Here is a 10,658-nt window from a genome sequence, read left to right as displayed (position 1 = left end):
CCAAACGGATATGTCAAAGATGGACATGACGAAGATGGATATGTCCCATATGAAAGGAGGCGATCATGTGCACTAAAATCGTGCTGGTGCTGAGCGTCGCTCTGGCATCTGCCGCCGCTGCGGCCCATGCCGACGATATGTCGGCTCATATGGGGGCAGGTCACGAAGGGAGTGTCTTCCACGCCATCCGTCTGGAAACTGATTTGGGCCGTTATGATGGCCAGAGCACCAGAAGCTGGGATCTGGATGGCTGGGTTGGCGGCGATGACAACAAGCTGTGGCTGAAAAGCGAGGGCGAACTGTCGGGCGCCAAGACCGAGCATGCCGAGGTCTGGGCCCTGTACAGCCGTAACATCGCAACCTTCTGGGATGCGCAGATGGGCGTGCGTCAGGATGTACGCCCCTCAGGCGTCCGCGAGGGGCACAGCTACCTGGTGGCGGGCGTCAATGGCCTGGCGCCCTACTTCTTCGAGTCCGAGGCGCATGTCTTCGTACGCGATGACGGCGCGATCAGCGCGCGGCTGAAACAGGAAAACGAGATCCTGCTCACCAACCGGCTGATCCTGAAGCCGCAGGTCGAGGTCAATTTCAATGGCCGCAAAGACCTCGATCAGCATCTCGGCACCGGCCTGACCGACGCCAGTCTGCAACTCCAGACCCGTTACGAGATCACCCGCCAGTTCGCGCCCTATGTCGCCGTGACCTGGCAGACCAAGTTCGGCCAAACCGCCGATATGGCCCGCGCCATCGACGAAAAGCCATCCTCCACCCAAGTCACCGCTGGCATCCGCTGGCTGTTTTAAATCTGAAAGGACAATCCCATGAAAACCCTTATCCGTACGGCTGTCATCGTTGCCGCTATCGCCGCGCCCTTTGCCGCCACGTTTACGGCCTCTGGCGCCTTCGCTCACGCTCGCCTGATCAGCGCTATGCCGACCGACGGCAGCACAGGTGCATCGCCATCCATGATCATGCTGACCTTCAATGAAAAGCTGACGCCAAAACTGTCGGGCTTTGAGGTCGCCGGCGCGGACGGCAAGGCGCTCGATCTCAAGATCATGACGGCAGGCGGCGGCAAGGCGATGCACGCCATGCCCACGCACAAGCTGACCGCCGGGGCCTATAAGGTCACCTGGCATGCCGTCTCCGATGACGGTCACCGCACCGAAGGCGCGACCAGCTTTACGGTGAAATAGCATGGACGGGGCAGCTCTGATCGGCGCGGACGTAGCGCGCTTTTTGCAATATTCCGGCGCGTCCGTGCTGTTCGGAACGGCCCTGTTCCTGTTGATCGGCATGCCCGCGTCGGATAACGGGCATCGCTGGTCGAGGTCTTTGTTTCTCGGTGCGGCTGTGGCGCTGGTGGCGGGCGCGTGCCTGTCGCTGGCGGCGCAGTCGGCCATGATGAACGGCGTGGCTTTGAACGCCCTCACCGGCGATGATGTCTGGCTGGTGCTATCGGCCACGCAATGGGGCTATGCGCTGGCGGCACGGTTGGCCTTCAGCTTGATCGCCGTCGTGTTGGCGGTTCTGAAACCCAACAAGGCCGCCCTGGTTGTGCTGGGGGCAGGGTGCCTGATCAGCTTTGCCTATACCGGTCATGGCGCGGGCGATGACGGTCCCGCTGGAACGGTGCATCTCATCAATGACATGGCGCACAGTCTGGCCGCAGGCGTCTGGCTGGGCGCTCTGGCCGGATTCTTTATCCTGCTGAGACGTCCCGACGCTGTGGATGCACCTCAGGCGGCTATCCTGGCTAAGGCGCTGTCGGATTTTTCGCGCATCGGCACGGCGTCCGTCAGTGTTCTGCTGCTCACCGGCCTGATCAACAGCGCCTTCCTGATCGGTCTGGCAGGCCTGCCCAAACTTTTAAGTTCCGCCTATGGCGTGCTTTTGAGTGTAAAGTTGGTTCTGTTCGTCATCATGCTGAGCCTGGCCGCCAGGAACCGATTTTACCTGACGCCGGATCTGCTGGCTGCGTCAGATGAGGCGTCACGGCGCAAGGCGATGTCGGCCTTACGCCTCAGCGTCACACTGGAAACTCTGGCTGGCTTAGCCATCCTCGCACTGGTTGCGGTTTTTGGCATGATGGAGCCGCCTGCATCGATGTGAAAGCGCACATGGAACGCATCTTGCAGTTTCGCTTTTTACACGAACGCCTTTCGCCAAGCTGGCACATAGGAAAACGGCCATGCCTCAGAACCTGAAACCCTTGACCGCCTTGCGTTTCCTCGCTGCCATGTGGGTGGTCTGCTTTCATTTCTGGCCGAATCTGAGCGCCGTCATGCCCGCCTTCGTGGCCAAGGGCTATCTCGGCGTCGAGCTGTTCTTCGTCCTGTCCGGTTTCATTCTGAGCCATGTCTATCTCGAAAACTTCAAATCGGGCCGCTTCAGTTACCGCAATTTTCTGTGGGCGCGTCTGGCGCGCATCTATCCGCTTCACATCGCCATTATCGCGGGGCTGGCCCTGCTGATCGGCGGGCTGGCGGTTGCGGGCGTTCATGCCGGTGACAAGCTCATCATCTGGTCTTCCCTGCCGGCGCATCTGACCCTGACCCAGGCCTGGGGTCTTGCCCCCCTGGGCGGCTGGAACCATCCGTCATGGTCGATCTCTGCTGAATGGTTCGCCTACCTTACCTTTCCGGCTTTTGCCCTGGCCGCCAGCCTTTTGTGGAATCGCCCGCGTCTTGCCGCCATGCTGGCCGCCGTCCTGCTGGTGGCGATGTACATTGTCTTCCCGATGCTGACCGGCCTTTCGCTGACCAGCGCAACGATCCTGTGGGGAGCGCTGCGCATCGTACCCTGCTTCGCGCTGGGCTGCGCCATGTGGTTGATGTGGCGTCACGGTTTCGTCGCTTCTAGGCCTGCGGCTCTTGCACTGAGCGCCGTTTCAGTTGCGGTGCTGATGGGCGCGATCATGACGGCCTGTCCTGACTATGTCATCGTCCTGGCCTGCGCAGGTCTGATCCTCGGCCTTGGCGCCGCCGCGCATCACGGCTCATCCCTCTTGTCGCATAGCGCACTGGTCTATCTCGGCGAGGTCAGCTTCGCGGTCTATATGGTCTGCATCCCCTGGCAACTGGTCTATGTTGAAGGCCTGCAAAAGTTCGCTCATATCGATGCGTCCCATATGCCTGTGTTTCTCTGGCTCGGCCTCTTCGTCGGCGTTATCCCTGTAGCTATGCTGGCGCACCATGGAGTCGAAAAGCCCATGCGCGACCTGATGCGCCGAGTGCATTTTACGAAACGCCAAAAGGTCGATGTCTGGTCGCGCCTGCGTCTGCAACCTGCGCGCCCGGCTGCAGACTAGGCTTCACGCTGAGCCTGGCCTCGACGGTAGAGAAATCGGCTTAGCCTGGGACAGGCCCGGCAAGGCCAGAGCCTTAAACGCCTGGTCAATCTCGGCCGGATCACCCTTTGCCCCCGCGTCCAGCCACCAAGTCAGAACCGACATGAAGGCGCCAAGCAGGAATTGTAGTCTAAATTCGCGCTCCACAGTCGACGTTACTTGCGTAATCGACAGGTCTTTTCGAAGCTGATCCGTCAGGATATCCCTAATTGTGCTGAGGGCGACGCCGCCGCCGGAACTTCCAGCAAGCGCCCTGTAGATGTGCAGATGATCCTTTGCATGTTCAAACATTGGACGGCTGAATTCAAGGGCTTCACAAGACACATTCGCGTCTGCCTGCCGTTGGCGGTGTGCTTCCAGTTCGCGCCTCAGATGTTCCAGCCCGGAGCGTTTGAGATGCTCTTTTCCGGTGAAATGAAGATAAAAGGTTGATCGGCCGACGTCTGCCGCCTTGCAGATGTCCTGGATGGAGACAGCATCATAGCCTTTTTCGGCAACCAACTTCAGGAACGCATGCTGCAGGGCGCGACGTGTTCGCACGACACGTCGATCCATGCTGACGGAATGGGGCTGTTTTGCTGAACTGTTCATGGAAAAAGTCCAATATCAGACTGAAGGTCCTGAGGGTCTGGCAACAGATATTGAACAGCTTGTCCAATAACGTACCATTCGTCCAGTTAAGTTTTCCTGCGGAGCCGGCAAGATGGATCACGAACACATGCGTCGCCTGCACAGCGGCAAAGGAGCCAGTTTCGAGAAGCTTACCTACCAGATCGCTTTAATTTCCAAGGCCCTGATCGCCAATGATACCTGGTTGTTCCGCTTCGAAAAGCCGGAAGGTTTTATCTACCGCGCCGGCCAGCACGCGCGAATGAGCCTTCTGAGTCCGAAGAGGAAGGAATTGGACGGGACCTTTCGGTTCTGGTCGTTTGCCAGCGCGCCTTTCGAAACTGACCTGGCGTTTGCGGTCCGGATGCGGCCCTCCGCCTTTAAGGCGGAACTGGCTGATTTGCCGGTCGGGATGCGCGTACAGATCGACGTGTTGAAGAATGTTCCGCATGGCGCCTTCGCTCTGGATGACGCGCTGACACCGATCGTTTTCCTGGCGGGTGGCATCGGCGTCGTCCCGGCTTATTCCATGATCAGGCAAGCCTTGCACGAAGGCTCCAAACGTCGCCTGACCTTGCTTTATTCGAGCCGGACGGCTGACGATGCTCCCTTCCTGCAGGCCTTGAAGCGTCTCGCTGTCACTCATGACAATTTCCATTTCATCCCGACCCTGACCGGCTCTGTTTCATCAGGTCAATGGGAAGGCGAGACAGGCCGAATCTCTCTGGACATGGTGAGGCGCTATATTGCCAGTCCTGATGAACAGGTATTCTACATCTCCGGCCTGAAAGACATGGTGCAAGACCTTAACGCAATGCTTGTGCGCTCCGGCGTCAACGCGACAGCTATCCGATCCGAAGAGTTTGGCGCCTTCAGTCCCTCCCGGTTAGCAAGGAAGGGCCACAAGGGCGGTTTGACGATCATCGGCACCGGCCTTCTCGTTCTGGCTGCCTTGGCGGCCCATCTGACGCCGGTCTGGTTGCTGACAGATAAGCATCCTTTGGCATGGATGAAGGGTCACCCTGTCTCAATGAGTGTCGCCACGCTCGTACTCATCATTATACTGATGAAACTGGGACTTCTCATGTATCTAAAATCTAAAAATCGTCGGCTGCATTGACGCCAGACCGTAAAATATGCCCTCCATCTTGAAAGCCGAATAAAAGCACTTTTTGAAACCCAAGAGCGTTTCGCGGACGCCATCGATTCTCGTCAAGAATGGGTTAGATTAAAGATGTCCGCTTTTAGCACTGGCCCACCGGCTGACATGTCCGGAGAGGGGCGCACATACGACTCTTGGGGCGGCAGCGCCGATGGCGGTTTGTTCCCAGTAACGGAACTCCACAATCGACGCCTTCGCTGCCTCTGCCACTGATGGTTCATTTGTAGGCGGGGATTGCGATGCGAGCTGCGCGAACTCCAGATCCGAAGGCGCTCGCCTTCCCAAGCATTGAGCAACTTCTCACCTCTGATCGGGTGGTTAAACTTCCAGCCCTGACGCATCTCAGGCTGGCGCAGACGGCGATCGATTTCGAAGCCCTTTGCCAGTCGGAATTGCCCCAATCATTGAGGCGATTTGCCTTATACGCATTTCGGCCAAGGCAGGCCGCTGCGTCGCCGGTCGTTTTGAGTTTCCATGGTCGCCAAAGATCTGGCAGATAGAGGCAAATCGTCGGCCGTCCGTCGTTGGCGGTCAGTGTAGCGATGCGGCACAAGGTATACGTGATCCGCTGCTTCGAAAGGTTAAGACCATGCGCCTCGCTCACGTCACTTTCACCGTCGCCACCGACGCCGTAGGCACCGCCCTTGACGCACTTCTCAACGAAACGGCCATCGTACGCGGGATGAAAGGCTGCCGCGCCTTCATTCCATTCGCTGATCCGACGGTCAGCGGCGGGTTGGGTGTGTTACACGAATGGGAAACCGCAGAGGACTTCGCTGCTTACCTGGCGTCGCCCCGCTTTACTTCGGTCAATGCTACCCTGCGGCCAATGATGACGACCGCCCCCGTGAGCCGTCGCTTCGACGCTGATCAGGTACTCAATGTGAACTAACGAATGACGCCTGACGCCTATTGTTTTTCCAAGCGCTTTGAACCGGCTGGCCCGGCCGCTTTCCATATAGACCGGCACTACCTCGTCTACGCGCTTAGCGGAACCCTGCGGCTGGAGGCGCAGGGCCTCCGCTGGATATTGCCACCAGCCCGCGCGGCTTTGATCGCCGCCGACCATCCTATCCGGATTTCCATCTTGACGGCGGCGACCACGGCGTCTGTCCTGTTTGCTAAAGACTTCATGCCGGCGCCGCGCGAGTCCGTTAGGGTCTTCGAGTTATCGCCGCTGGCCCGCGAACTGATCGGTGAGTGTCGCACCTGGGGAGCAGAAAGCGGTCCGCTCGATTCCTATGCGCGGCGGTTGTTCGATACCTTGGCCAGTGTTGTGCTTAGATTGGCTGACACACCCAGTCCCTTTGTGATGCCCGTTCCGTCGTCTCTGGCGCTTCAGCGCGCCCTGACCATGACTGAAGAATTGACCCATGCGCAACCCAGCTTCGCAGCTATTGCGCGCGCCACTGGCCAGTCGCCGCGCGCCTTGTCGCGCCGGTTTGCAGAAGAGATGGGAATGACGTGGCGCCAGGCCCTGCGCCGCATGCGCCTGATGCAGGCGGTCGAAGCCCTGGCCATGTCAGACGCTCCGGTGACCGAGATTGCGATGCGCGTCGGTTATGCATCTCTGTCGGCTTTCAACGCCGCCTTTCGCGACCTACTCGGTATGACTCCGACCAACTATCGGCGCTCGTTCCGTATAACCGCGCGACTGTAAAATGATCGCTTAGGGGCGTAAAGACGAAGCCCATTTGTGTGGGCGAACAGAAATTGGCTTTGGCCTCGACTAACGATGCGACCGCTTCCCGCGCCAGAGCTCCAATATGGATTTCACCCTTCTGCCGTCAACCATATGCGTCGTCATGACATATGGCTCCCTCCAAGCTGGATCGAAATCGCCTCCTCATTGGCGAAGCCTCCGGCCCAATAGTTAGCCAGTTGTGAAAGTTTTCCTTGACCCAAATCGCGTCTCGGTCAATACTTGCTCACATGGCTAAGTATGAGACAGAATTGAGCAGGTCGTTTTCCGCGCTGGCGGATCCGACCCGGCGGGCGATCGTCGGGCGCCTGTGCGATGGCCCCAAATCCATAAGCGAACTTTCCGAGCCATTCGAAATGGCCCTGCCATCGCTGCTCAAACACGTCCGCATCCTAGAGGAAAGCGGGCTCGTAAGCTCCGAGAAGGTCGGCCGGGTGCGAACCTGCAGGATCGAACCCCACGCGCTTCGTGCGACCGAATTGTGGATACGCCAGCACATTTCCGCCTGGGAGGAACGGCTTGATCGCATGGAAGCCCATATCGAGCGCATGAAAAGAAAGAATTAGGGCTATGAGCAAACCTTCGAAAACAGCCAGTTCGCCCTGGCGCGACTGGCCGATCGACCGTGAAATCGTCCTGAGCCGCGTAATCGATGCGCCGCGGAGCGTCGTGTATTCCGCCTGGACCGACCCGAACCAGATACAGGAATGGTTTGGGCCGGAGGGCATGACGATCGAAACCAGGGAGATCGACCTCAATCCAGGCGGAACCTGGCGATTTGACATGATCGCTCGCGATGGCGCGCGCTACGCCAGTCGCATGGTTTTCCTGCGCATGGAAGCTCTCGCGCTTATCGAGGTCGAGCACGGCAGCGATAACGAAAACGACCCTGGCAAATTCAGAATGCTCATCACCTTTGACGAGCAAACTGACGGCAAGACGGTCCTCACGCTACGCCAAATGCATCCATCCAAGACACGCAGAGATACCGTCATCGGCTTTGGAGCCGTCGAATATGGAGGGCAGACGCTGAAGAAACTGGCTCGCCACGTTGCGAGAGTTACGTCCAGATGAGCTGCGCCACAGCTTGGCAACCACACTAAGAAGGGAACGAATAATGGCTAAAGTAAAAGTTTTCGGATTTAGCGTCTCGCTTGATGGCTTTTCCGCAGGCGTTGAGCAGAGTTTGACCCACCCGCTTGGCATACGGGGTGATGAGATCTTCCAGTGGTTTTTCCCGACGCGGGCTTTTCTGGAAATGCTGGGAAAAGAGGGCGGTGAAACGGGTATGGACAACGACTTCGGCCGACGCGCCATGGAGGGTTTCGGCGCCTTCATCCTCGGTCGCAACATGTTCGGCCCCATTCGCGGGGCGTGGCCGGACGACCAATGGAAAGGATGGTGGGGTGACAACCCGCCTTACCACGCGCCAACCTTCGTATTGACCCACTATCCGCGACCGCCGATCGAGATGTTGGGCGGTACGAACTTTCATTTCGTCACCGACGGTATCGAGTCGGCGCTGCATAGGGCGCGCGAAGCGGCAGGCGCAAAGGACATCAAAATCGGCGGCGGCGTTCAGACGGTAAGGCAATTTATTCAAGCCGGCCACGTCGACGAAATTCACCTCGCAATCGCCCCCATCGCGCTTGGCCAGGGCGAGTCGCTCTTCAGCGGCCTAGATCTTCGCGCCCTGGGCTATCGGACGGTCGAGCATGCCGCGACCGACAGAGCCACGCATATTGTCCTTGCGAAATAGAGGTGTCGGTTTTGCGCGGTCGGCGCCCTACGCTTTCAATATTTCGCGCTATGCACCTCAATAGCAAATCCTTGGCGTGGGAAGGTCCTCGGTCGCCGAACAGCAATGATGTCCGGTTTCAGGCGGACAATGCAACCCGCGCCAACATGTCCGGATTGGGGCGCGAACGCGACAACATGACGTTCGGCTCGATTTGACCCTAGACGGCCAAAGAGCAAGTCGACCAACGTGTTTAAGCGGATATTATCTCTGCCTTCGGAAATAATCGTGCCTGTCGCTAAAAATGTATTCTTGCCGTAATAGTCGTCCTTCTGCCTTTATTTTAAAGACCGTACGGGCATGGGAGGCTATCAAAATGGACAAGATCAGAAAACGTCGGGTCTTTCACGCGCGGCATTTACGGCTGGGTCTGGTTTGGGCTTTGATACCGTGTATTTTTGCGTTCGATACCCTGACCAACTACGAAATCGCCGGTGCGGTCTTCTACCTTGTCGTAATTCTTCTGGCGGTGGGACTTTTATCGACGCGCGGCGTGATTGCTCTGGCAGGCCTATGCGTGGTTCTGACTGTATTGAGTCTCGCCATGACCCCTAAGGGCAATCTGAATGTGGGGCTTATCAATGCAGGGATCAGCATTGCGGCGATAGGCATAGCCACCTTCCTCGCCATCAGGATATTCGTGGCTGAGGGGGCGGCCAACGAGGCGCGTTCGCAACTGACGCGTATCGCTCGCATAACAAGCCTCGATGCCTTGACCACCTCCATTGCGCACGAGATCAATCAGCCGCTCGCCGCGATCTTAACGAGCGGTCAAGCCGGGCTGCGCTGGTTGGAGCAAGGGTCTGCCCATATCGACAAGGTTCGCAATAGCCTCGACCGGACGGTTATCGACGCCAAGCGGGCGAGCGACATCATCGCCCGCGTCCGCGCCCTGGCCAAAGGCGGCGCCTCGGTGAGAGAAAATGTCAGCCTGAGCGAAATTGTCCTAGATACGCTCAACCTCGCCCGGCCGGATATTTTGCACCACGCTATCGAGGTGAACATGGATATAGGCGATGATCTTCCGCTTGTCCTGGCGGACAGGGTGCAACTCCAGCAGGTGATCAGTAATCTTATTCTCAATGCCATCGAGGCCTTGAAATCCGCGCCGGTGCAGAACCGAACGATTGAAATCCACGCGCGCACAGACACACATGACGAGGTCGTCATTTCCGTCAGAGATAACGGTTCTGGCATATGTGAAGACGTGCTGGACAAGATATTCGACCCGTTTTTCACCACCAGAGACGAAGGGATCGGAATGGGATTGACCATCAGCCGCTCCATCGTGGATGCTCACGGCGGGCAGATGTGGGTTCACCCGAATGTTCCCAGGGGGGCAAGCTTTTACTTCAGCCTGCCTGTCAGGAGCGACACAACGACATGAACCCCGCGCGTCCCATGGGCCTCACCGATCCGGCGATTGTCTATGTCGTTGATGATGACGCCTCCGTTGGCGAGGCGGTGACCGATCTACTGGGATCGGCCGGGCTGACAGCGCATCTGTTCCCGTCGGCGGAGGCCTTTCTGCAGGCGGATCGGCCAGATCTTCCCTCCTGCCTCATATTGGATGTCCGTATGCCCGGCATGAGCGGGCTGGACTTACAACGCCAGTTGATGGCGTTGGATCAGGCCATGCCGATTATTTTCATGACGGCGCATGGCGATGTTCCGACATCTGTGCGGGCAATGAAGGCCGGGGCTATCGAATTTCTGACCAAGCCCTTCAATGACAACGACCTGCTGGATGCTGTGCACGCCGGTCTAGAGGCAGATAAGCTGTATCGATGCCAGTGCGCCTGCCTCGCCCAACTGCAAGAGCGCTTTGCGCGTCTGGACGCCCGGGAAAAAAGCATACTGAATCTGCTGGTCAGCGGCCTGCTGAACAAGCAGGTTGCCGGTGAACTCGGCGTTAGCGAAATCACCGTCAAGGTGCGCCGGCGGCAAATTATGCAAAAAATGCAGGCTGGCAGCTTCGCCGATCTGGTTAGAATGATGGAAACGCTGCGCCGAAGCTGAATTGATCGCCTCGGGGCCG

General features: G+C 58.2%; 13 protein-coding genes. 12 read left to right on the top strand and 1 reads right to left on the bottom strand.

All coding sequences use genetic code 11. From position 1 onward, the window contains the following. Positions 1–65: 65 nt before the first annotated feature. From ACTHLA_RS14070 to ACTHLA_RS14055, 4 genes are all read left to right on the top strand, one after another. A complete protein-coding gene (locus tag ACTHLA_RS14070) occupies positions 66–803 on the top strand; it encodes a copper resistance protein B (protein ID WP_440190525.1) in 738 nt (245 codons plus the stop codon). Between the two features lie 18 nt (positions 804–821). After that, a complete protein-coding gene (gene copC / locus ACTHLA_RS14065) occupies positions 822–1,196 on the top strand; it encodes a copper homeostasis periplasmic binding protein CopC (protein WP_440190522.1) in 375 nt (124 codons plus the stop codon). A gap of 1 nt (position 1,197) precedes the next feature. Then, a complete protein-coding gene (copD, locus tag ACTHLA_RS14060) occupies positions 1,198–2,112 on the top strand; it encodes a copper homeostasis membrane protein CopD (protein WP_440190519.1) in 915 nt (304 codons plus the stop codon). A gap of 79 nt (positions 2,113–2,191) precedes the next feature. Further along, a complete protein-coding gene (locus ACTHLA_RS14055) occupies positions 2,192–3,310 on the top strand; it encodes an acyltransferase family protein (protein ID WP_440190516.1) in 1,119 nt (372 codons plus the stop codon). Between the two features lie 3 nt (positions 3,311–3,313). Here the strand turns inward: ACTHLA_RS14055 and ACTHLA_RS14050 are convergent, their stop codons facing one another. Further along, positions 3,314–3,940: a TetR/AcrR family transcriptional regulator gene (locus tag ACTHLA_RS14050; RefSeq protein WP_440190513.1), complete on the bottom strand. Its 627-nt coding sequence runs from the start codon at positions 3,938–3,940 to the stop codon at positions 3,314–3,316. A gap of 112 nt (positions 3,941–4,052) precedes the next feature. Between ACTHLA_RS14050 and ACTHLA_RS14045 the strand changes: the two genes are divergently transcribed. From ACTHLA_RS14045 to ACTHLA_RS14010, 8 genes are all read left to right on the top strand, one after another. Beyond that, positions 4,053–5,078, top strand: a complete 1,026-nt coding sequence (locus ACTHLA_RS14045; protein ID WP_440190510.1) for an FAD-dependent oxidoreductase — start codon at positions 4,053–4,055, stop codon at positions 5,076–5,078. A gap of 631 nt (positions 5,079–5,709) precedes the next feature. Next, on the top strand, positions 5,710–6,012 hold the full coding sequence (locus ACTHLA_RS14040; protein WP_440190507.1) for a putative quinol monooxygenase: 303 nt from the start codon (positions 5,710–5,712) through the stop codon (positions 6,010–6,012). Positions 6,013–6,015: 3 nt separating this feature from the next. Next, positions 6,016–6,780 carry an AraC family transcriptional regulator gene (locus ACTHLA_RS14035; RefSeq protein WP_440190503.1) on the top strand — a complete coding sequence of 255 codons (765 nt, stop codon included), beginning with the start codon at positions 6,016–6,018 and terminating at the stop codon, positions 6,778–6,780. 272 nt (positions 6,781–7,052) lie between these two features. Further along, a complete protein-coding gene (locus ACTHLA_RS14030) occupies positions 7,053–7,388 on the top strand; it encodes an ArsR/SmtB family transcription factor (protein WP_440190500.1) in 336 nt (111 codons plus the stop codon). A gap of 4 nt (positions 7,389–7,392) precedes the next feature. After that, on the top strand, positions 7,393–7,896 hold the full coding sequence (locus ACTHLA_RS14025; protein WP_440190497.1) for an SRPBCC family protein: 504 nt from the start codon (positions 7,393–7,395) through the stop codon (positions 7,894–7,896). Positions 7,897–7,939: 43 nt separating this feature from the next. Next, complete coding sequence (locus tag ACTHLA_RS14020) at positions 7,940–8,581, top strand: dihydrofolate reductase family protein (RefSeq protein ID WP_440190494.1); 642 nt, start codon at positions 7,940–7,942, stop codon at positions 8,579–8,581. Between the two features lie 355 nt (positions 8,582–8,936). After that, positions 8,937–10,007, top strand: coding sequence for a sensor histidine kinase (locus ACTHLA_RS14015; RefSeq protein WP_440190491.1), 1,071 nt, complete (start codon positions 8,937–8,939; stop codon positions 10,005–10,007). Continuing rightward, positions 10,004–10,639, top strand: coding sequence for a response regulator transcription factor (locus tag ACTHLA_RS14010; RefSeq protein WP_440190488.1), 636 nt, complete (start codon positions 10,004–10,006; stop codon positions 10,637–10,639). The genes ACTHLA_RS14015 and ACTHLA_RS14010 overlap by 4 nt, the downstream gene beginning before the upstream one ends. Positions 10,640–10,658: the final 19 nt, after the last annotated feature.

Source organism: Asticcacaulis sp., assembly GCF_051956075.1.
Lineage (GTDB): Bacteria > Pseudomonadota > Alphaproteobacteria > Caulobacterales > Caulobacteraceae > Asticcacaulis.
The sequence above is the reverse complement of the archived record's forward strand: the minus strand, read 5'-3'. Positions and strand labels throughout refer to the sequence as shown.

Bases quoted from the DNA above. Each gene is read 5' to 3' on its own strand.
- copD (WP_440190519.1), top strand. From the start codon at position 1,198: ATGGACGGGGCAGCTCTGATCGGCGCGGACGTAGCGCGCTTTTTGCAA.
- ACTHLA_RS14030 (WP_440190500.1), top strand. From the start codon at position 7,053: ATGGCTAAGTATGAGACAGAATTGAGCAGGTCGTTTTCCGCGCTGGCG.
- ACTHLA_RS14020 (WP_440190494.1), top strand. From the start codon at position 7,940: ATGGCTAAAGTAAAAGTTTTCGGATTTAGCGTCTCGCTTGATGGCTTT.
- ACTHLA_RS14010 (WP_440190488.1), top strand. From the start codon at position 10,004: ATGAACCCCGCGCGTCCCATGGGCCTCACCGATCCGGCGATTGTCTAT.
- ACTHLA_RS14055 (WP_440190516.1), top strand. From the start codon at position 2,192: ATGCCTCAGAACCTGAAACCCTTGACCGCCTTGCGTTTCCTCGCTGCC.
- ACTHLA_RS14045 (WP_440190510.1), top strand. From the start codon at position 4,053: ATGGATCACGAACACATGCGTCGCCTGCACAGCGGCAAAGGAGCCAGT.
- ACTHLA_RS14050 (WP_440190513.1), bottom strand. From the start codon at position 3,940: ATGAACAGTTCAGCAAAACAGCCCCATTCCGTCAGCATGGATCGACGT.
- ACTHLA_RS14035 (WP_440190503.1), top strand. From the start codon at position 6,016: ATGACGCCTGACGCCTATTGTTTTTCCAAGCGCTTTGAACCGGCTGGC.
- copC (WP_440190522.1), top strand. From the start codon at position 822: ATGAAAACCCTTATCCGTACGGCTGTCATCGTTGCCGCTATCGCCGCG.
- ACTHLA_RS14040 (WP_440190507.1), top strand. From the start codon at position 5,710: ATGCGCCTCGCTCACGTCACTTTCACCGTCGCCACCGACGCCGTAGGC.
- ACTHLA_RS14025 (WP_440190497.1), top strand. From the start codon at position 7,393: ATGAGCAAACCTTCGAAAACAGCCAGTTCGCCCTGGCGCGACTGGCCG.
- ACTHLA_RS14015 (WP_440190491.1), top strand. From the start codon at position 8,937: ATGGACAAGATCAGAAAACGTCGGGTCTTTCACGCGCGGCATTTACGG.
- ACTHLA_RS14070 (WP_440190525.1), top strand. From the start codon at position 66: ATGTGCACTAAAATCGTGCTGGTGCTGAGCGTCGCTCTGGCATCTGCC.